A 20,089-nucleotide genomic window follows, 5' to 3' on the forward strand; every position below is an offset into this window, starting at 1 on the left:
AGGCGGCTTTAAAGAGCATATGAAGTTGATTAGCGCTTCTCGCGAAGACGAGCAGCCTTACCAACACGATCGCGCAGGAAGTAGAGCTTAGCGCGGTGAACAACACCGTGGCGAAGAACCTCAAGTTTAGCAATCTTTGGTGAGTGAAGTGGGAAAGTACGCTCAACACCAATGCCGAAACTGATCTTACGAACGGTAAAAGTCTCACGAGAACCCTCGCCGGAAAGACGAATGACGTCACCCTGGAAGACCTGCTCACGAGTACGGTCACCCTCGACAATACGATAGTGAACCTTTACGTTGTCACCAACGCGGACCTCAGGAATGTCCTCGCGGATCTGCTGACGCTCAATAGCGCGAATGTAGTCCATTGTTTCCTCATCTCTAGAGGTGCCGACGCCCTTGCGAACGACACATAGTTAACACACAGACGGAAAGTATACGTGAATACTTTCCACTGTACAAGGGTTAGTTTGGATAAAACTTACTTTACATATCTCCTTTTACCCCAGGAACGAGGCAAGCGAAGATCTTCAAACACTCTGGTTGCATATCTATCGGTCATACCAGACACGTAATCTGCTACTTGGATCTCCGGATGATCAAAATCATGACACTTATATTCTGCAGGAACCTCATCTAAATGGTTAACAAAGTAATCAAACAGCTCGATGATGAGGTCATATGCCTTGGGTTCTTCATATTTTGCGTCTCCTGATGCGTACAGATTAGCAAACAGGAATGCTCTCATGGTCATCATGGCACCCCACATAGAGTCGGTCATTTTAATGTCGCCTACGCGAGAGCTCTCAGAGACAATATCGTGAACCATGTTTTCAATGCGCTCAGGTGAGCTATTTCCAAGAACCTCACGAGCCTCAGTTGGGAGATACTCCTCCGAGAGAAGTCCTGCTCGTTTTGCGTCATCAATATCGTGTGTTACATAGGCAATACGGTCCGATATGGCAACAATTCTTCCTTCTGCTGTTTCTGCGCGTAGATTGCCTGAGTGACATCTAATACCATCAATGACCTCATGAGAAAGATTAAGACCCTGTCCGTCTTTCTCCAGATACTCAACAATACGAGCACTTTGCTGGTTATGGGCAAAAATACGCTCATTTTCTGAGGCTTCAGGATCCATTCCCCTATACAGACTAATAGCGTGCGAAAGCGCTTTCTCGCCAATATGACCAAACGGCGTATGACCTAAGTCATGTCCAAGCGCAATTGCCTCAGTAAGGTCTTCGTTTAAGCCCAAAGGCCTTGCGATTGAGCGTGCAATCTGCGAAACCTCAAGCGTATGGATAAGACGGGTTCTATAGTGATCCCCTTCTGGGGCGAGAAAAACCTGTGTCTTGTGAGCAAGTCTTCTAAAACTCTTGCTATGCAGAATGCGGTCTCTATCACACTGATAACACGTGCGGTACTGGTCAGGTTCTTCTGCTATCGCGCGACCTTTACTTTGATCAGAAAAAGCCGCCTCAGGAGATAAGATTTGATGCTCACGAGCTTCAAGATCTTCTCGTTGAATGGATAACATAGACCCTCCTTGTACCTGCATATTTACCACATAATAGCAGGATATTACTGTCTAGCAAAAGAGGGCGACCGAAGCCGCCCTCTAGAGTTTGTTGCAGTGTGTCTAGAAGAAAACCTACTTAGTAGCAATCTTCTGAGGACCACCGTTAGCCTGAATCTTAGCCTGTGCTGCAGCAAGACGTGCAATTGGTACACGGTATGGTGAGCAGGAGACATAGTCAAGACCAAGGTTGTAGTACATGTGGATGGACTCTGGATCGCCACCGGTCTCACCGCAGACACCAATGGTGAGGTTAGGATTACCCTTACGGCCACCCTCAACGCCCATGCGGACAAGCTCTGCGACACCCTTATCAAGGGTTGCAAATGGATTGGTCTTAACAATCTTGCGCTCAAGATAGAGAGGCATGAATGCGGACTCAACGTCGTCACGAGAGAAGCCAAGGCAAGTCTGGGTGAGGTCGTTAGTACCGAAGGAGAAGAAGTCTGCGTGCTTAGCAATCTCCTCAGACATGATAGCTGCACGTGGGAGCTCGATCATGGTACCAACTGGGATGTTGAGCTCAACACCGTACTCGTCAGCAACCTGCTTGATGGTCTGCTCAACCTCTTCACGGACCTGGATGAGCTCCTCTTCGAAGCCAACCAGAGGAACCATGATCTCTGGGCGAGGGTCAAGACCAACGCGCTTGAGCTCTGCAGCTGCGCTTGCAATAGCGCGAACCTGCATAACATTGAGCTCTGGATAGACAAGACCAAGGCGGCAGCCACGGAGGCCGAGCATTGGGTTTGCCTCCTGGAAGGCATCAAACTTAGCGAGAAGAGCACGCTTTGCAGCGGTGTCCTTACCCTGCTCCTCATCGCGAGCAATCTCAACGTCAAGCTCACGTGGGGAATCAAGGAACTCATGCAGTGGTGGGTCAAGAAGACGGACAACAACGTCTTTGCCGTCCATTACCTTGAACATACCAAGGAAGTCACCCTTCTGAGCACGGCCAAGCTGCTCGATAGCAAGCTGCTTAACGTCCTCAGAGTCTGCAAGGATGAAGTCCTGAATGAGGTGCTTACGCTCACCAAGGAACATGTGCTCAGTACGGTCAAGACCAATTGCCTCAGCGCCGTTATCAACGGAAGTCTGAGCATCTGCTGGGTTATCAGCGTTTGCACGTACGCCAATGACGCGACCACGGGACTCGTCAAGGCGGACCTCATCTGCCCATGCAAGGATGGTCTGGAGGTCACCAGAGAGCTCTGGCTGAACAAGCTCAACAGCACCAAGGATGACGTCACCAGTGGTACCGTCGATGGAGATAACATCGCCCTCGTTAACAACAAGGCCGGAATCAGCAACGGTGAAGCGCTTGTTAGCAGCGTCAATGCGAAGTGTATCAACACCGCAGACGCAAGGAGCGCCCATACCGCGAGCAATAACAGCTGCGTGGCTGGTCTTGCCGCCGTGAGAAGTTAGGATACCCTCTGCAGCAACCATGCCGTGGAGATCATCTGGAGTGGTCTCCCAACGGACAAGAATACAAGGCTTGCCTGCCTCTGCAAAAGCCTCGGCGTCTGCAGAAGAGAAGACTGCAGCACCAACAGCTGCACCAGGAGAAGCGTTAAGACCCTTAGCAATGGTCTCATACTCAGCGTTAGGATCAAACTGTGGGTGCAGAAGCTGATCGAGCTGCTCAGGAGCAACGCGAGAAACAGCCTGCTCCTTAGTAATACGACCCTCTTCGTACATCTGAATTGCAACCTTAAGTGCAGAGAGAGCAGTACGCTTACCAACACGAGTCTGGAGCATCCAGAGCTTACCATTCTCAATGGTGAACTCGATGTCCATCATGTCTGCGTAGTGATCCTCAAGAATCTCAAAGACGTGGAAGAGCTCCTCGCCTGCCTCCTTGAGTGCAGGAACCTTAACGAGGTCTGCAATAGGCTCAGTGTTACGAATACCAGCAACAACGTCCTCGCCCTGAGCGTTGATCAGGAAGTCGCCGTAGCGCTCGTTAGTACCATCTGCAGGGTTACGAGTAAATGCAACGCCAGTTGCAGAAGTCTCACCCTTGTTACCAAAGACCATGACCTGAACGTTAACTGCAGTACCAAGCTCATCAGGAATCTTGTTCTGCTTGCGGTAAAGGATTGCGCGGTCGTTCATCCAAGAACCAAAGACTGCCTGCTCAGCAAGGCGGAGCTGGAGGTAAGGATCAGATGGGAAGACAGCGTAGCCGTTCTTGGAGACCTCTGGGTGCTCCTTAACGTCAACGTTTGCAGCAAAGATTCCCTTGAACCAAGTTACAAGGTCACGAAGGTCATTTGCGTCCAGCTCTGTATCAAGCTTAACGCCCTTCTCGGCCTTCTTAGCAGCAATTGCATCCTCAAAGAGCTGTCCAGAGACGCCCATAACAACGCCAGAGAACATCTGAACAAAACGACGGTAAGAGTCCCAAGCAAAGCGCTCGTTACCAGTCTGCTTAATGAGGCCCTGAACGGACTCATCGTTAAGACCAAGGTTAAGAACAGTGTCCATCATGCCAGGCATGGAGAATGGTGCACCAGAACGGACGGAGACAAGCAGTGGATCTTCTGCATCGCCGAGCTTCTTGCCCATGCGCTCCTCAAGGGTAGCCATAGCTGCGTCAATCTCATCAGTGACGCCCTCAGGCCAGACGTTGCCGTTGTTGGAATAAGCAACGCAAGTTTGGCAAGTAATTGAGAATCCTGGAGGTACAGGCAGGCCAATCTTAGACATCTCTGCAAGGTTTGCGCCCTTGCCACCAACAATCCACTTTGCCTCTTCTACGGATGCGCCAGCGACCTCAGTAACATCGTTACCGGCGTGGTCCTTTCCGAAGCTGTAAACGTGCTTCTCGGACATAACACTCCAAACTCTCAAACTGTCACACGCAAAGCGTGCACCAACACGATTGAACGTAAAGACATCAAACCAAACAAAGTAGGTTCTGTCCTCACATTCATAGTATGTTACCAACCTACGCGATTCATCTGAACAAAATAACGGTGAGCGGTCAATATCGACCGTTCACAGAATTATTTGTAAACTTATGGTTGCAAATTGTGAAATTCTCCATAAAGAAAATGAGCACCCAAAATGGATGCTCATTTAACTTTTTGATATTTTGAGGCGTCAGCACTCTCTTAGCGAGTAACTCCCTCAAAGAAGGCGCCAATTGCGTGGCTTGGCTCTTCGCCAGTAAGCGTAGAAATAACGTTTACCGCTGGTCCCAGAAGATCGATTGATGGGATGAGGCGCTGATCAAGCTCACGACGAATCTCTCTTCTGAGAGAGCCATCTGCAAAGGTGTGGAAGACTGCACGAGGGCGATTCTCATCTTCATGCTCGTTGAAGTATGCACGAACATCATCAACGCTATGAATGTTTGGAACCCTTACAATCTCTACGGATTCATCGCCAAACTGAGCAGCAGCAGCCTTAACTACTGCGGCACCGGTCTCTCCACGAGAGTCTGACAAAACGTAGACGATAGGCAGACCATCACCAAGAGAGTTGTTATCAATGTCAAGTGCGCTCATGCTGTAACCCTTTCAGTCAAGTATTCAGAAAGATACAAACATTTATCAATCTAAGCGTACTCTACTTTTTGCGAGAAAGCACACTAATATCGGCGACATTACTAAATACCTGGGCAAACTTGTTCAAAAGACGCAAACGATTTCGGCGAACGGTATCATTTTCATCCATGACAAGTACTTTGTCGAAGAAAATATCAATTGGCTCACGCAGCTGAGACAGTGCAGAAACAGCAGCAGCATAATCTGCACCAGCAAGAGCAGCAGCCACTTGCTTCTGGCCCTCTTCGCAAGCAGCGAGCAATGACATCTCTGGCTCAGTGAGAAGCTCTGTATCAACTTCTACGCCAAGAGAAGCATCACTGAGGTGAGCTGCACGTGCATAAGCAGTAGCAAGATCCTCAAAGAGCTCAGGCTCGTTCTGACGCGCCTCATCAAGTGCGCGAGCACGCTGAAGGAACTCATCAGGATTGATAACGCCAATTGCACTGACAGCCTCAATAGCATCTGCAGAGATCTTCTCGTCCTTAGCAATAGATGCAAGGCGGCCAATAAAGTACTGCTCAACCTGAGACTGAACGGACTCGTCAACAGCAAGACCTTGCTGACGGTAGAGCTCCAGAGAGCTTGCAATGAGCTTCTTGAGGTCAAGGTTGGAGGTAGAACGGACCAGCGCAATGACACCAATTGCTGCACGACGAACAGCGTAAGGATCGGAAGAGCCAGTTGGTGGCTCGTTGATAGCAAAGATGCCGCAGATGGTATCAAGCTTGTCAGCAATAGCTACAAAGCGACCAATCTGGCCACTTGGGAGCTCGTCGCCGGCAAAGCGAGGACGATAGTGCTCGCGAATAGCTGCAGCTACATCGCTCTTCTCGCCAGCAGCCTCTGCGTAGTAACCACCCATGACGCCCTGCTGGCTAGTGAACTCGACAACTGCCTGGCTGACAAGGTCTGCCTTAGCAAGATGAGCGGCGCGAGCAGCAAGCTCTGCCTCTTCCGTGCTGGAAGTCTCGTCGAGCGCAATCTCTGCAGCAAGAGCCTCCATACGCTGGGTCTTCTGCAGAACGGTTCCGAGCTTCTCCTGGAAGACAACGGTCTCAAGGCGCTGAGCAAACTCATCAAGCGTGTGCTTCAAGTCCTCCTCAAAGAAAAACTTAGCGTCGTCGAGGCGAGCACGAACAACGCGCTCGTTGCCGTCAATGACGCGTTCGGCACAAGATGGATCTGCGTTAGAAACCACAATAAACTCGCGAGTCAGCTTACCCTCAGCGTCATAGATTGGGAAATAGCGCTGGTTGGAAAGCATGGACTCAGTAATAATCTCTGAAGGAACGTTAAGGAATTCTTCGTCAAAGGTACCCACAAGAACCTGAGGCCACTCAGTTAGGTTAATGACCTCCTCAAAGACCTTCTCTGGCATATCAACGTGAGAGCCCGGACGAGCAGCCTCTACCTCTTTAATGCCGGCGAGAATAACGTCTTTTCTCTGCTCCTGAAGCAGAACACCAGCATCTTTAAGTACCTGCTCATAGTTTGCAGGAGTTGCAACCTCATGGTAGCCAGGCCCAAGAACGCGGTGGCCCTGGGTGGTGTTTGAGCTAGTTACATCAGCGTACGTAACAGGAACAATCTCTGAACCAAAAAGGGCGCACAGCCAGCGAACAGGACGAACATAGCGCTCATGGAAAGAACCCCAGCGCTGACTACGAGGCCAATCAAGTGCAGAAATCCAAGAAGTTGCCAGCTCAGAGAGAATCTTTGCGGCAGGAACTGAAGGAATATTGAGCTCTGCAAAGACGTACTCGTGACCATCGGTATCCACACGACGAGTCAATGCATCAGCGCTCACGCCGCACTTACGAGCAAATCCCTCAGCAGCCTTAGTTGGGTTGCCCTCTGCATCAAAAGCAATCTCTGCCTTAGGGCCACGCTTGACCTCGGAAATCTCTTCTGTAGCCTCAGCAACGTCCTTTACATAGGCAGTTAAACGACGAGGTGTCGAGAGGATCTTAACCTCTCCAAATGACAAACCAGAGTCTTTAAGTCCGGAAACTACAAGCTTATTGAACTGAGCAATAGCTTTCTGCAATGGAGCAGAAGGCATCTCTTCAGAACCAATCTCAAAAAGGAAGTCTCTAACCTCAGCCATTTAAGCCACCTCCTCCTGAGTAGTTGCTGCAGGTGCTTTCTTAGAAGCAACCTCCTCCAAATACGATTCGCAGCATGCCTTAGCAACGGTGCGAACGCGAAGAATATAGTTAGCTCTCTCAACAGCAGAAAGAGCACCACGAGAGTCAAGTAGGTTGAATGCATGGCTGCACTTCATAACGCAGTCATACGCAGGTAGTGGAAGCTTGCGCTCAAGGCAGCTGTGGCACTCCGCCTCATACTCATCGAACTTCTCGCGCATAAGCTCAATGTTGGCTACCTCAAAGTTATAAGTTGAGAACTCACGCTCGTTCTCCAAAAATACCTGGCCGTACGTCATTGGCGTGCCATCTGGCAGGTAACTCCATACCAGGTCATAGACGGAATCTACACCCTGAGCATACATAGCAATACGCTCAAGACCATAGGTAATCTCAACAGGAACTGGGTCTACCTCAATACCGCCTACCTGCTGGAAGTACGTGAACTGAGTAACCTCCATACCGTTGAGCCAGACCTCCCAGCCAAGACCCCAAGCACCAAGCGTTGGGCTCTCCCAGTCGTCCTCAACAAAGCGAACGTCGTGATCTTTTGGATCAAGGCCAATAGCGGCAAGTGAACCAAGATAGAGATCTTGAGAGTCTGCAGGAGATGGCTTGAGCAAGACCTGGAACTGATAGTAATGCTGCAAGCGGTTGGGATTCTCGCCATAGCGTCCATCAGCAGGACGACGACAAGGCTGTGGATAGCAGGTACGCCAGGCATCGGGGCCAAGTGAGCGCAGGATAGTTGCAGTGTGGAAGGTACCGGCACCTACCTCAGAGTCATATGGCTGCATGACCGTGCAGCCTTTTTCTGCCCAATAGTGTTCAAGGGTCAAAATCATATCTTGAAACGTAAGTGGTGTTGCGCCCATGATGTTCTTTCTCTCAAATGTCCGACGTAAGTACTATAGCCCGCGAGCATGGTCAAAGGGCCAGAAAATAAACATTGCCTTAGAGGTCACGGTAGAAACCGCAACAGCTCCAAAATATCTGGAATCCAGCGAGTTTGTTCTGTTGTCCCCCATAACAAAAATATGACCTGCAGGAACAGTATACGGATAATTCTGAATTACGGCACCGTTGCGATCCGCAAGAGAATAGGTTGGCTTGCCTTCAGTGTAAGGCTCGTCCATAAGCTGACCGTCAACATACACAGCACCGTCGCGCAAATCTACCGTTTGACCTGCTGTAGCAATGACGCGCTTAACTAAAAGCGTATCGGGATTCTGAGGACTGGTGAAGGTAACCACATCACCTGCTTGCGGAGTACCGCCAAATCGATAGGTAAGTTTCTCTCCTACCAAACGATCCCCCAGCTGGATGGTATTGAGCATGGACCCTGTTGGAACCTCATATACCTCAGCGACAAACGTTCTAATAAAAAACGCCAGCGCAACAGCAACTGCAACAATTACCAGGTATTCAAAAATTTCAAGTACTTTGGAATGTCCACTACTCATCGTCATCACCAGATTGCTGATCAAGTTCTGCTAAATACGCTCTGTCCTTCTCAGTGAGCTGAGCGCTCTCTAAGAGGTCTGGGCGCCACGCACGAGTGCGAGTAAGTGCAGATTGTCGTCTCCAGACTGCTACCGCTCCGTGGTCTCCTGAAAGAAGCACAGACGGAACTTCTCGCCCCTCAAAGTTTGCTGGACGCGTGTACTGAGCATACTCAAGAAGGCCATCGTCGGAGAATGACTCATCCTGTGAGCTCATCTCATCGCCAAGCGCACCAGGAAGTAAGCGAACAACCGAGTCAATCACGGTAAGCGCAGGAAGCTCTCCACCCGTCAGCACGTAATCTCCCATAGAAATAACGTCATCTGCCAGCTCGTAGACGCGCTCGTCCATGCCCTCATAGCGACCACAAACAAACAGAATGCGCTCCTTTTGAGCAAACTCTTGGGCGATAGCTTGAGAATACGGCCTACCAACTGGCGAGAAAAACACCACGTGGGGCTTAGGTTCCGCTTGATCAGTAATCTCACGAACTGCCTCAAAGATGGGAGCTGGCTTCATAAGCATGCCTTGTCCACCACCAAAAGGAGCATCATCTACCGTACGATGCCTATCATGCGTCCAGTCACGCAAGTCATGTGCATAGAACTCAAAAATATTTGCCTTTTGAGCTCTGCCCATAATAGAAGCATTTAAATAGGGCGAGAAAACCTCAGGAAATACTGAGAGCGTTTCTAGACGCATGCTACTCACCTAACCTAAGAAGGCCCTGAGGAATTGAGACGGTAATGGAGCCCTCGGCTGGGGCCTCTTTGATAAATTCATCCACGGCAGGCATCAGCACCTGTCCAAAAGGCCCCTCAATGACCCACACATTTTGTGTAGGTCCAACAAGAACCTCTGTAATTTCACCCAGAGAACCATGTTCTGTATCACGTACTTCTCTACCCACAAGTAGAGAAACATTTACCAGACCAAAGTTTTCTGGAAGACAATCTTCTTCTACCAGAAGCGTTTTACCCACAAGCTCTTCTGCATCAGAGATGGTAGTTACATCTTCAAAAGTAACAAGACTACCTTCTCTATCATCTGACTCAACAGAGATAACTGAGAACTTCCTTGGTCCTTTAAGCGCAGGCGGAACAGGAACAACTGTCATGCCTTCAGCTATAAGAGAAGGAAGGCTGTGAACGGGAACCGTCACAACCTCCCCTCTTTTACCATGCGTTTTAACAATTTGAGCAATTGCTCGCCAGTGTTTACGCAAAATTAGCCTACAACCTCGACATCAACAGAGGTGCCAACACGCTGGCCAAGAGCACGAGCCAAAGTACGAATAGCCTTAATGGTTCTACCCTTGCGGCCGATGACACGTCCAGCGTCTTCCTCAGAGCAAGAAACCTCAATCAAGGCTCCATCCTCGCGATCGGTGACGTCGAGTGCAACAGCATCTTCATTATCGACAAGACCACAGACGATGTACTCGACAAGATCAGCAACCTTGTCAGAAGGCATCTCCTGAATGTCTTGATCGACAGCGTCTACCTCAGTGGGCTCTGTGAATTCAGACACGATTTACTCAGCCTCTGGAGCCTCGGACTCCTCAGCAGCTGCGGCAGCAGCCTCAGCAGCAGCCTCTGCAGCTGCAGCAGCCTTTGCCTGTGCCTTCTTGGAGAGCTTGGTCTTCTTCTCTGCAACTGGAGCACCAGTACGAGCGATCTCAATGAGGTGAGAAACTGCGCTTGTTGGCTGAGCGCCCTTTGCTACCCACTCGTCAACCTTCTCGAGGTTGATATCAATCGTCTTAGGGCTAGTCAGTGGGTTATAACGACCGACTTCTTCAATGTAACGACCATCGCGAGGCATACGACCATCAGCGACAACTACGCGATAGTACGGACGCTTCTTGGCACCGTGACGGGCCAGACGAATCTTAACTGCCAATGAAAACTCCTCCATACGAGCGGTGCCTCGGATGTTAGATGGGCTGCACCGCAAAGCCACAAATCGGGTTACAAGTGTACAACAACGCATTAACCTCGAAAAGTATAAATTTGCTCTCTTCAAAAAGTACTCGTAATTTATTTATGAAACACTTGTTCTATTTGTACAAAAAGTATATACTATTTCTATGGAAACATCAAAGGACATATCAGATAAAAACGCACGTAAATCGTGTGATTTTGAGTGGCATGGTAAAGCTATTGGGCTTCTTGACCTTGATGCGTTCTTTGCGTCTGTAGAACAACTTGATCATCCTGAGTGGCGTGGAAAACCAGTAATTGTAGGAGGTTCTCCTCACAAACGGGGCGTTGTTTCAACCGCCTCATATGAAGCAAGGAAGTTTGGCGTTCATTCTGCCATGCCTTCAGCTACTGCAGTAAGGCTCTGTCCGCAAGCAATTTGGACTTCAGGACGTTATGACAGATACTCAGAAATGAGTGCTCTTGTAATGGGTTTTCTTAAAGATGAGACTCCCCTTGTTGAGCAGGTTTCTATTGATGAGGCATTTTTTGACATCACTCCGGGCAGATTCTCTAAAGAAAATCCTTTGGAGATCTGTAAGCGCATACAAAAGAAAGTTGCTGCGCTAGGCGTTACCTGTTCCATTGGTCTAGGAACAAATAAAACGATTGCCAAGATTGCTTCTGAACAAGAAAAACCTCGTGGTCTTACTGCAGTCTTTCCTGGTACAGAAGGTCGCTTTCTGGCGCCACTGCCCATTGAAGCAATGAGCGGCATTGGTCCTGCGATGGCAAAGACACTTCATCAACAGGGAATCAAAACGCTTGGAGAGCTCTCAAGAGCAGATGCATCGTACCTAACTTCCCTTGTTGGCAATACAGCTTCAAAGATGATTTTGCGCGCGCAAGGAAAAGAAGTTTCAGAAGTTCATGAAGCTGCCCAGCCTCGTGACGTTAAGTCTGTTTCTAACGAGAGAACCTTTGAAACAGATTTGTTTGAGAAACAAGAAATTGAAGAAGCCATCAGACACATCTCTGGTGTTGTAGGCAGACGTCTTCGCAGAAAACAGTTACAAGGTTATACCGTAACGCTTAAGGTAAAAGCCTCTGCAACAGAGTCCCATACCGCTCAAAAAAGAATGTCTACTCCAACTGATGATGAGCATCTCTTTGCAGAGATTGCCGTTGGCCTTCTTTCAACCATTTGGAAAGAAGGCCAACCAGTAAGACTTCTTGGTGTTGGCATTAGTTCATTTACAGATGAGACACAGAGTAAGCCTGTTCAAACGTCTCTTTTTGATCAATTTGAAGACACGTTTGATGTGGCAGCCTCTGGACCCGCAACAAAAAAGAAACCTCGGAGTGACTTACGTCATCTCTCCGAGGTAACCGATAAACTCAAAGATAAATTTGGCGCAGATGCTGTGCAGTATGGTAGAGACCTACGCTTTGAGCATCGCGTTTCAGACACCATGCCTACAGGCAAAAACGAGCAGATCTAGGACGCTCAACCTACTCAGTAGGATCAGCAGATTCTGGAAGATTGTCTACCAGGTCATCCTCGGAAAGCTCAAAGGCTGGAGCCAAAGCATCCTCTGGAAGATCGGCATAAGGAATCTCAGAAGTCATAGCGCCCTCAATATCTAGCTCTACACGAGGAGCGTCCGCCCAAAGTCGCTCAAGACGATAGTAGGACCTTACCTCAGGCTGGAATACGTGAACAACAACTGAACCGTAATCAATAAGAATCCAATTGAGACCGTCGCGACCCTCAGTAGAAATTGGACGAATGCCGCAGTTTGCCGTGACCTTCTCGCGAACTTCATCAACAATAGCGTCAGCCAAACGAGCATTTCCACCAGTGCAGATAACAAAGTAATCGCAAACATCACTGAGACCAGTTAGATCTAGTACCAGAATATCTTCAGCTTTCTTTTGATCTGCTGCAATTGCAGCAGTCTTTGCAAGCTCAAGTGAAGTTACAGCCATGAATTTCTCCGTTTTCTCATGTAGCCAGGCTACTTAGATGTCTTCTCAATCATCTCATTGTATAGGGCAATTGAGTTTGGATACAAATAACTCCTTGATGAAATCACATACATCATAACGCTACAAAACGCCGTCTCATAAAGCTCATCGAGAGAACCGCCACGTAAATATACGTTTCTTGCTTCTTCGACCGATGTAAAGTTTGGACGCAGAGGCTCAATAAAATCAGCTACATACAAGATTTTGTCTAGCTTGCTCATCTGACGGTCACCCGCAGTGTGCTTCTGAATGGCGCTGAGAATCTGCTCAGAAAGCCAAGGATAGATGGCTGGTAGCGTTTTTGCGGCGAGAGGACCATGTAAGAGCCCTACGATTTTTTGATAAGGAGCTTCTGTCTGGATACGAAAGCGCTCTGCCAGTTCAATAGTTTCTGCATCAGGAAGAAGTTTCTCCCAATCATGCAAAATACCTGCAACGCGAGCGCTCAACATATCTGCACCATAAGCCTGCGCAAGCGTTTCTGCACAATGTCCCACAGAGATAGAATGCGCAAAACGCTTAGGGTTCTTGTGATACATATGACTCTTCAAATCAGACTCAAGCTGATCAATAAGCGCCTGTTGTTCTGCGGTGTAGACAATATCTTTTGCTATAAGTGTTCTTTCCATTATGTCCTACAAATTGTTGAGTCAAACCTGATCTCCACCTGTTTGACACTGCCCCGATACGAACGTATGTCACTCTGAGCAGCGGGTCGCTTTGGCTTGACCACTTAATTGAGTGGTGTTGTGTCGGCGCCATAAAGCCCATGCTTGTGAATGTAACCTGTTACAGAATCGGGAGTTAGATATCTGAGGCTCTGACCATTTTGAACTCTACTACGCAAGTAGCTTGATGAGATTGCTAGTGCGGGAACCTCAAGATAGGTTACCTTGAAGTCATAAGGTGAGTCTGCAATAACCTTTTGAGCACGACTCAGCTCATAACCAGGACGCGTTGCAGCAACAAAGTGAGCAAGCTCAGCTACGGTCTGTGCATCTTTCCAGGTGACAATATCAGCAATTGCATCTGCACCAGTAATAAAGAAAAATTCAACGTTAGAGGGATATACCTTACGCAATCTTCTGAGCGTATCAGCGGTGTAGGTGATGCCCTCATAATCCACCTCAAAACGAGAAGCAACAAAATGAGGATTATCTGAGGTTGCCAGAAGCGTCATTGAGTAACGGTCTTCTCCCCTGGTAACTCCCTTATTTTGTTTGAACGCAGGGCGTCCAGCAGGCATAAAGACAACCACATCAAGATCAAGGTCATCATATGCCTGCTCAGCGGCTACCAAGTGACCGTTATGTATGGGGTCAAAGGTTCCACCCATGATTCCCAGACGATAGGTGCGGTTTTTATCCTGTCCCAAACGAGGCAGGCCAGGGTGCATGTTATTTAAGACGTCCGCTGCCATACTCTACTCAGTTTCTGAAGAAGTCTCAGCTACATGAGACGCATCAGATGGAGCCTCTTCAAACTCAACATCTTCAAATTGCTGATCTGAGACGTCCTCATCAGGAATCTCTATACCATCTGTATTTGGTTTATTTGGATCCTCATAGGTAAAGGTGAGCTCAAGAATGCGAATCTCATCGCCGTCAACTGCACCAGCCTTTGCCAGCTGTACTTCAAGACCCATACGATCAAGACGACGCTGTAGATATGCCACAGCCTCATCATTGTCCCAATCGGTCTGAATAACCATACGCTCAATCTGACCGCCGGAGACACGCCACGCATGACGCTCTTCTCGCTCAATGCGAAGCTTGTTATCACGACGAAGTCGCTGATGCTCCCAAGCCTCACTGCGGTCAACCGTTGGCGTAGTAATGGCAATTTCTTTGCGGAGCTCTGCCACTTCTGCAGCACAGGTAGTAACAAAATCATCAAGATTTAAACCTGTTACGGTAGAGATGGCAAAGAAAGTCCTACCATCAGCTTCTGCAGCCTTTCTGAGAGCCTCAATAGCATCTTCTGTACCAGGCATATCGCATTTATTTGCTACTACAATCTGAGGGCGGTCAGCCAGCTTTGAAGCGTACGCTTTAAGCTCCTCGTTAATAGCGTGGTAGTCCTCTACAGGATCTCTACCTTCATAGCCACCGGTAACATCTACCATATGGACAATAAGCGCTGTGCGCTCAATATGGCGAAGGAACTGATGACCAAGACCCTTACCCTCAGAGGCACCCTCGATAAGACCAGGGACGTCCGCGCAGACAAACGACTGACCGTTCTGTGCACGAACAACGCCCAAGTTTGGAACAAGGGTGGTAAAAGGATAGTCAGCAATCTTTGGACGAGCTGCACTGATGCGTGCGATAAGAGAGCTCTTACCAACAGAAGGCATGCCTACTAAGGCCACGTCTGCCATGAGCTTCATCTCAAGCTCAATCCAGTGCTCTTGGGCTGGCTCGCCCTTCTCGGCAAACGCAGGCGCGCGCCTTACTGAGGTAACAAAGTGAATGTTACCGCGGCCGCCATTACCACCAGGAGCAACAACTACCTGCTCGCCTGGAGTAGTAAGATCGGCAATCTCGTAGAGTGGCTCTTGCGTTTCTGGATCAAGCTCGCGCACAACGGTTCCCAGAGGCACCTTGAGCAGCAAATCCTGTCCGTCAGAGCCATGACGACGAGCACCCTTACCGTGAGTGCCGCGCTCAGCCTTAAAGTGATGCTTGTAGCGGTAATCAATCAGGGACGAAAGCTGCGCATCTGCAACAATGACAACATTGCCGCCGTGACCACCGTCTCCACCGTCAGGACCGCCTTTTGGAACATATGCTTCTCGGCGGAAAGACATGCAGCCTGCGCCGCCGTCTCCACCTTTAACGTTGATATGACAAAGATCAGTGAAAGTTTCCACGTGTCCTCCTTCTAATACCTTAATGTTACGGCATTTACCAGCGAAGCACAGTGAAAACGCGAGAAGTTCTTATGAGAACACGAGGATAACAACAATTACTGCAACACCAAAAATCATCAAAGCAAAGTCTGATGGAGCCAAAGGATAGCGTTTAAATGCAGATGAAGCGTTCCTTAAATAGAAACCTCGCTGCTCAGCCGCAAGTGCCGAAGCATCAGCTTTTTTAACGGAACTTACCAGCAAAGGAACAATCAAAGGCATGGTGAGCTGGAGCTTCTTAATTGGATTTTTGGTATCAAACTCAACGCCACGAGCCATCTGAGCCTCCATAATATGGTTCATCTCGGAAGCAAAGACAGGCACAAAGCGCAAAACAGTTGCAATGGTAAACGCATAAGGATAAGGAACATGCGCGACTTCTACCAGCGCATTCATGAGGTCTTCTACGCGCATAAGCGAGAGCATAGAAAGCAGCGGCAGTGCCAGCGCAATTGTTTTTAGGGCAACGTTAAAGCCGCGCTCCAAACCACCTACCGTGATGAATAAAAAGAGCGTTTGACCAGCAGGGGCAACAAGCGTCTGTACAACACACAAGATAAGACCTAAGACAGCAAAGCCAAATACCAGCTTAAAAGTCTTCTGAGCATTCTGTGAGACAACTCCCACGCAAATAGTGAGCGCGAGCACTGCAAGCACCTCAAGCGTTCCTTGGGCGGCAAAGGCGGCCACAAAGAGCTCAAGCGCAAACACAAGCTTGGCCACAGGATTTGCCTTATGAAGGAAGCTTGTTCCTTCGGTGTAATCAATAACACTACCCACGAGGAGCCTCCTTACCATTAAGCGTTGCTGCAATACGAGCAATCTCAAACTGATGCTGCAATGCCCCAAGCACCTCTGAAGCACTGCTAAGCCCAGTAAATGATGAATCCACATGCGCTCCAGCAAGCTTTGACAGTTGAATCATCTGAGGGGCTTCAACGTATGCTTCCTTCAAAACCTCATCTGTCGAGAAGATCTGTGTAACTTCCCCATCATCTAACACGCTACCATGAGCCATAACGACAATTCTTGTGGCAAAGTCCAGCACAACCTCCATGTCATGACAGACCATAAGAACTGCACAGCCCTTCTCGCACAGTGATTTGACCATATTCATGACCTGCATACACTCTTTGTAATCCAGACCAGATGTGGGCTCGTCAAGCACAAGAATATCTGGCTCGCAGGCAACCACAGAAGCAAGTGCTACCATCTGACGCTGACCGCGAGAAAGCATAAACGGCGACGCATCTGCATCAAGCCCCATGCGCTCAATTACTTCAAGCGCCTTCTTGCGCGCATCCTCTGCAGACACAGCCTTGAGCTCAAGACCAAACGCAATCTCCTCAAGAACGCTCTCTTTACAGATCTGATAATCGGGATTTTGGAACAGCGTAGAGACGTGCTGAGCAATCTGCGACGTCTTCCAATCCTTGCATGAAGAACCCTTAATATGAATGTCTCCCGATCGAGGACGCAACAGGCCATTTACCAGCTTAGTTAAAGTTGTTTTACCTGCGCCGTTTTGACCGACAAGTGCCACAAGCTCGCCAGGATGCAAACTGAGGGAGACGCGCTCAACACCATCAGTACTCCCCTGATATTTAAAAGTGGCGTCGATAACGTCAAGAACAGATTGAACGCTTGGCTGCTCTGCGTCTTGAAGAACACCAATCCTGTCAAATGGTCCGCTCGATTCAGCAACCACAGGACCATCTATTTTTGGAAGATACGTCTCCCCTGCTAATTCAACTGCATCAGTAGCTGGTAATTCAGCACTCTCTGTAAGAGAAATACTACGATGCTGCAACGCCCCAACACAACACGCAAGCTGCTTGGCAGCTGACTGAACCGAGAGTGCAGTTTCATCGCAGACAGCCTGATTAGCCTCGCTGAGTAGATGAGCATACTCAGACTGATGAGAGAACTCATGGACACCCTTTGAGACACGCACGCAACGAGGGACGTCAACACCAACCTCTTGCAGCAAATCTACCTGTGAAAACACTTCCTCTCCGCTGCCAAAAGCGCAGATGGTTCCCTTGTCCATAACAGCAATCTTTGAGCAATACTTGGCGAGAAGGCCAACTTTTTGCTCAATTACCACAACCGTAATACCTTTGGTTTTGTTGAGCTCTGAAAGCGTCTGGAAGATTAACTCGGACGACGTTGGATCTAAGGCTGCTGTTGGCTCATCAAGCACCATAACTTGTGGCTGAAGCGCCAAAAGTGCTGCTATAGCAACCTTTTGCTTCTGTCCACCAGAAAGAGAAGCAATCGCTCTAAAGCGAAGGTTGGCAATGCCAACTGTTTCTAGCGCATAGGTAATGCGCTCTGGAATCTCTGCATGAGGAACTGCAAAGTTCTCAAGGCCAAAGAGAAGTTCATCCTCAACAATTGAAGCAACCATCTGCGCGTTGATATCCTGGGTTACAGAACCCACAATTTTAGAGATATCAGTCAGCGCAACTGTGCAGGTATCCATTCCAGCAACAAGAATCTTTCCAAAGAAACTTCCTCTGAAGTGATGAGGAATAGCGCCGGAAAGCGCAAGAGCAAGCGTGGACTTGCCTGCGCCAGAAGGACCAACAATACCTACAAAGTCACCCTCCTGAACGCTCAGTGACAGCTCATTCAGAGCATGCACTGAGCTATCAGGATAGCTATATGACACAGATTGAACTTCAATAATAGACACAGTGTTCTCCAGGAAATAAGTGCGTATCTAAGAACTTATCGACCCAAAACCTTCTTAAGAGGAGCCGCAAGAACCTGAACAACAATAGCATTAAAAAATGCGGTTCCCACGATGACAGGAAGCATTACGTAGAAAAGCTCAATTGTTGCACCCTTGGCTGGAATAGCGATAGCAGCAAAGATCAGGCCAGAAATTAGAGTGGTTACAAAAGAACCAATTGCAGGCATTATTGGCTTATCTGCAAGAGCGGACTTTGTGAAAGCAAACATAACAAGTGAAGCAGCGCCCTCTGCAACAAAATCAGCACCAGGGACAGAGGTGGTCAGCTGAATAACGGTAGCTGCGATAAGACCAATAACCAGACTCTGGACAGCGTTTGGCTTAAGCAAAAGAATAGCCAGGCAGAACGAAGAAATAATAAACTCTGGACCAATTCCAATAGCACTAATTGCCTTACCAACGGTCAGGTTAAGAATAAAACCAGCAGCAATAAGGACGGCAACAAGGACTAGAGAAGTAACGTCCAATACTCCTGCATTTTTTGAAACAGCAACAACACGTGGTGCCTGCTCTGCAGATCTTGTCTCTGTGCCTGCGGTGTTAACCTCATTGAGATTTTCTGTAGACATACAAACTCCTTTAACACAAAACTAAAACGTACAAACAAAACTTTTAACAACACGGGTTTCTCGCCATCCGGATTTAGCAAGAAACGTACACACAAAAAAAGCTCTCGGTCACCCGAGAGCCTCTAAATGCGTATGCAGAAGCAACTCATCGCTGACCGGAGAAAGACAAGTTGTTCCACCACCACTGCTGAGTGCATGTAGCGCGCATGATATGTCCTCCTCCCAAGAGCGTAAATTGCAATGTAAGAAGAATACCATTACTTTGCTAGATTGTGTCAAGAAATACATTAAGAAACAAATTAGAAACTGTGAACGGTACGCGTAAGATACCGCGAGAAACAAAAAAAGGGGTCCCGAAGGACCCCTTGAATGAACTGCGAATGTTCAAGAAAACTTATGCCTCAGCAGCAACGACGTTAACGACGTGCTTAGCACCCTTCTTGAACTCAACAACGCCATCGCAAAGTGCAAAGAGAGTGTCATCCTTGCCGCGACCAACGTTTACGCCAGGAGTGATGTGCGTACCACGCTGACGGATGATAATCTGGCCAGCCTTGATTGCCTGACCACCGTAAATTTTAACGCCAAGGCGCTGTGCTTGTGAGTCACGACCGTTGCGGGAAGAGCCGAGACCTTTCTTGTGTGCCATAAATGCTACCTGCCTATCTCAATATCAGAAGTGACCAATTACTCTGCAGACTCGTCGGATGCCTTAGCAGCAGCCTTACGAGCGGTAGGGAGCGCGGTAACCTTCAGCTTAGTAAGGTTCTGACGGTGACCGTTGGCGCGGTGATAGCGCTTACGCTTGTGGAACTTGAAGACGAGGACCTTCTTGTCCTTGTACTGCTCAAGAACCTCACAGGTAACCTTCTTAGAGGAAAGAGTGGCAGCGTCAGCAACAACCTTCTTGCCGTCGTTAAGCATAAGAACATCAAGCTTTACCTTATCGCCAGGCTGCGCATCAAGCTTCTCGACGCTGATTACGTCGCCCTTGGCAACCTTATACTGCTTGCCACCAGTTGCTACGATTGCGTACATGTGTGTAACCCTTCATTGCTGATTCTTGCAACGATTAATACTATCTTTGTATTTCTGAAGATCCGAGCAAAGAT

The 20,089-nt window shown here is 48.6% G+C and carries 21 protein-coding genes; 1 reads left to right on the forward strand and 20 read right to left on the reverse strand.

The features are described 5' to 3' along the window. Positions 1 to 29: 29 nt before the first annotated feature. The 11 genes from rplS to rpsP form a co-directional block, all read right to left on the reverse strand. The gene (gene rplS, locus RWJ96_RS00385; protein WP_314018305.1) at positions 30 to 371 is read right to left on the reverse strand and encodes a 50S ribosomal protein L19; all 342 of its coding nucleotides are present in this window, start codon (positions 369 to 371) and stop codon (positions 30 to 32) included. Between the two features lie 113 nt (positions 372 to 484). Further along, a complete protein-coding gene (locus tag RWJ96_RS00390) occupies positions 485 to 1,543 on the reverse strand; it encodes a deoxyguanosinetriphosphate triphosphohydrolase (RefSeq protein ID WP_314018306.1) in 1,059 nt (352 codons plus the stop codon). A gap of 114 nt (positions 1,544 to 1,657) precedes the next feature. Further along, positions 1,658 to 4,420 (reverse strand): pyruvate, phosphate dikinase, encoded by a 2,763-nt coding sequence (ppdK, locus tag RWJ96_RS00395; RefSeq protein ID WP_035436141.1) that lies wholly within the window; start codon positions 4,418 to 4,420, stop codon positions 1,658 to 1,660. A gap of 281 nt (positions 4,421 to 4,701) precedes the next feature. After that, positions 4,702 to 5,097: a kinase/pyrophosphorylase gene (locus RWJ96_RS00400; protein WP_314007562.1), complete on the reverse strand. Its 396-nt coding sequence runs from the start codon at positions 5,095 to 5,097 to the stop codon at positions 4,702 to 4,704. A 61-nt stretch (positions 5,098 to 5,158) separates the two neighbouring features. Then, on the reverse strand, positions 5,159 to 7,246 hold the full coding sequence (glyS, locus tag RWJ96_RS00405; protein WP_314018307.1) for a glycine--tRNA ligase subunit beta: 2,088 nt from the start codon (positions 7,244 to 7,246) through the stop codon (positions 5,159 to 5,161). Beyond that, positions 7,247 to 8,161 (reverse strand): glycine--tRNA ligase subunit alpha, encoded by a 915-nt coding sequence (locus RWJ96_RS00410; protein WP_313995218.1) that lies wholly within the window; start codon positions 8,159 to 8,161, stop codon positions 7,247 to 7,249. Between the two features lie 33 nt (positions 8,162 to 8,194). Then, the gene (lepB, locus tag RWJ96_RS00415) at positions 8,195 to 8,749 is read right to left on the reverse strand and encodes a signal peptidase I (protein WP_314007556.1); all 555 of its coding nucleotides are present in this window, start codon (positions 8,747 to 8,749) and stop codon (positions 8,195 to 8,197) included. Then, a complete protein-coding gene (trmD, locus tag RWJ96_RS00420) occupies positions 8,742 to 9,491 on the reverse strand; it encodes a tRNA (guanosine(37)-N1)-methyltransferase TrmD (protein ID WP_314018308.1) in 750 nt (249 codons plus the stop codon). Before trmD ends, lepB begins: the two co-directional genes overlap by 8 nt. 1 nt (position 9,492) lies before the next feature. Further along, the gene (locus tag RWJ96_RS00425) at positions 9,493 to 10,014 is read right to left on the reverse strand and encodes a 16S rRNA-processing protein (protein WP_313995226.1); all 522 of its coding nucleotides are present in this window, start codon (positions 10,012 to 10,014) and stop codon (positions 9,493 to 9,495) included. Between the two features lie 2 nt (positions 10,015 to 10,016). Beyond that, positions 10,017 to 10,262, reverse strand: coding sequence for a KH domain-containing protein (locus RWJ96_RS00430; protein ID WP_081433531.1), 246 nt, complete (start codon positions 10,260 to 10,262; stop codon positions 10,017 to 10,019). A gap of 60 nt (positions 10,263 to 10,322) precedes the next feature. Continuing rightward, on the reverse strand, positions 10,323 to 10,691 hold the full coding sequence (gene rpsP, locus RWJ96_RS00435) for a 30S ribosomal protein S16 (RefSeq protein WP_035427446.1): 369 nt from the start codon (positions 10,689 to 10,691) through the stop codon (positions 10,323 to 10,325). A 187-nt stretch (positions 10,692 to 10,878) separates the two neighbouring features. Between rpsP and dinB the strand changes: the two genes are divergently transcribed. Next, positions 10,879 to 12,213, forward strand: a complete 1,335-nt coding sequence (gene dinB / locus RWJ96_RS00440) for a DNA polymerase IV (protein WP_314018309.1) — start codon at positions 10,879 to 10,881, stop codon at positions 12,211 to 12,213. 10 nt (positions 12,214 to 12,223) lie between these two features. On the opposite strand, the gene rsfS is transcribed toward dinB, so the two are convergent. The 9 genes from rsfS to rplU form a co-directional block, all read right to left on the reverse strand. Further along, the gene (gene rsfS, locus RWJ96_RS00445) at positions 12,224 to 12,700 is read right to left on the reverse strand and encodes a ribosome silencing factor (protein ID WP_035436123.1); all 477 of its coding nucleotides are present in this window, start codon (positions 12,698 to 12,700) and stop codon (positions 12,224 to 12,226) included. 29 nt (positions 12,701 to 12,729) lie between these two features. Next, positions 12,730 to 13,368, reverse strand: a complete 639-nt coding sequence (gene yqeK / locus RWJ96_RS00450; RefSeq protein ID WP_314018310.1) for a bis(5'-nucleosyl)-tetraphosphatase (symmetrical) YqeK — start codon at positions 13,366 to 13,368, stop codon at positions 12,730 to 12,732. Positions 13,369 to 13,472: 104 nt separating this feature from the next. Next, entirely contained in the window at positions 13,473 to 14,159 is a 687-nt protein-coding gene (gene nadD, locus RWJ96_RS00455; protein WP_314018311.1) for a nicotinate-nucleotide adenylyltransferase, read from the reverse strand. 3 nt (positions 14,160 to 14,162) lie between these two features. Next, positions 14,163 to 15,611 carry a GTPase ObgE gene (gene obgE, locus RWJ96_RS00460; RefSeq protein ID WP_314018312.1) on the reverse strand — a complete coding sequence of 483 codons (1,449 nt, stop codon included), beginning with the start codon at positions 15,609 to 15,611 and terminating at the stop codon, positions 14,163 to 14,165. 69 nt (positions 15,612 to 15,680) lie between these two features. Continuing rightward, positions 15,681 to 16,430, reverse strand: coding sequence for an energy-coupling factor transporter transmembrane component T (locus RWJ96_RS00465; protein WP_314018313.1), 750 nt, complete (start codon positions 16,428 to 16,430; stop codon positions 15,681 to 15,683). Beyond that, positions 16,423 to 18,348, reverse strand: coding sequence for an energy-coupling factor transporter ATPase (locus RWJ96_RS00470; protein ID WP_314018314.1), 1,926 nt, complete (start codon positions 18,346 to 18,348; stop codon positions 16,423 to 16,425). The genes RWJ96_RS00465 and RWJ96_RS00470 overlap by 8 nt, the downstream gene beginning before the upstream one ends. A gap of 35 nt (positions 18,349 to 18,383) precedes the next feature. Beyond that, positions 18,384 to 18,977 (reverse strand): hypothetical protein, encoded by a 594-nt coding sequence (locus RWJ96_RS00475; RefSeq protein WP_314018315.1) that lies wholly within the window; start codon positions 18,975 to 18,977, stop codon positions 18,384 to 18,386. A 394-nt stretch (positions 18,978 to 19,371) separates the two neighbouring features. After that, positions 19,372 to 19,626, reverse strand: coding sequence for a 50S ribosomal protein L27 (gene rpmA, locus RWJ96_RS00480; protein WP_012808765.1), 255 nt, complete (start codon positions 19,624 to 19,626; stop codon positions 19,372 to 19,374). 38 nt (positions 19,627 to 19,664) lie between these two features. After that, complete coding sequence (gene rplU / locus RWJ96_RS00485; RefSeq protein ID WP_035427428.1) at positions 19,665 to 20,015, reverse strand: 50S ribosomal protein L21; 351 nt, start codon at positions 20,013 to 20,015, stop codon at positions 19,665 to 19,667. Positions 20,016 to 20,089: the final 74 nt, after the last annotated feature.

The organism is Lancefieldella parvula, from assembly GCF_963547875.1.
In the GTDB taxonomy this organism is placed as follows: Bacteria; Actinomycetota; Coriobacteriia; order Coriobacteriales; family Atopobiaceae; genus Lancefieldella; species Lancefieldella parvula_D.

Bases quoted from the DNA above. Each gene is read 5' to 3' on its own strand.
- RWJ96_RS00410 (WP_313995218.1), bottom strand. From the start codon at position 8,161: ATGGGCGCAACACCACTTACGTTTCAAGATATGATTTTGACCCTTGAA.
- rplS (WP_314018305.1), bottom strand. From the start codon at position 371: ATGGACTACATTCGCGCTATTGAGCGTCAGCAGATCCGCGAGGACATT.
- lepB (WP_314007556.1), bottom strand. From the start codon at position 8,749: ATGAGTAGTGGACATTCCAAAGTACTTGAAATTTTTGAATACCTGGTA.
- RWJ96_RS00430 (WP_081433531.1), bottom strand. From the start codon at position 10,262: ATGCCTTCTGACAAGGTTGCTGATCTTGTCGAGTACATCGTCTGTGGT.
- rplU (WP_035427428.1), bottom strand. From the start codon at position 20,015: ATGTACGCAATCGTAGCAACTGGTGGCAAGCAGTATAAGGTTGCCAAG.
- rsfS (WP_035436123.1), bottom strand. From the start codon at position 12,700: ATGGCTGTAACTTCACTTGAGCTTGCAAAGACTGCTGCAATTGCAGCA.
- nadD (WP_314018311.1), bottom strand. From the start codon at position 14,159: ATGGCAGCGGACGTCTTAAATAACATGCACCCTGGCCTGCCTCGTTTG.
- dinB (WP_314018309.1), top strand. From the start codon at position 10,879: ATGGAAACATCAAAGGACATATCAGATAAAAACGCACGTAAATCGTGT.
- RWJ96_RS00400 (WP_314007562.1), bottom strand. From the start codon at position 5,097: ATGAGCGCACTTGACATTGATAACAACTCTCTTGGTGATGGTCTGCCT.
- RWJ96_RS00475 (WP_314018315.1), bottom strand. From the start codon at position 18,977: ATGTCTACAGAAAATCTCAATGAGGTTAACACCGCAGGCACAGAGACA.
- trmD (WP_314018308.1), bottom strand. From the start codon at position 9,491: ATGCGTCTAGAAACGCTCTCAGTATTTCCTGAGGTTTTCTCGCCCTAT.
- ppdK (WP_035436141.1), bottom strand. From the start codon at position 4,420: ATGTCCGAGAAGCACGTTTACAGCTTCGGAAAGGACCACGCCGGTAAC.
- rpmA (WP_012808765.1), bottom strand. From the start codon at position 19,626: ATGGCACACAAGAAAGGTCTCGGCTCTTCCCGCAACGGTCGTGACTCA.
- glyS (WP_314018307.1), bottom strand. From the start codon at position 7,246: ATGGCTGAGGTTAGAGACTTCCTTTTTGAGATTGGTTCTGAAGAGATG.
- RWJ96_RS00390 (WP_314018306.1), bottom strand. From the start codon at position 1,543: ATGTTATCCATTCAACGAGAAGATCTTGAAGCTCGTGAGCATCAAATC.
- yqeK (WP_314018310.1), bottom strand. From the start codon at position 13,368: ATGGAAAGAACACTTATAGCAAAAGATATTGTCTACACCGCAGAACAA.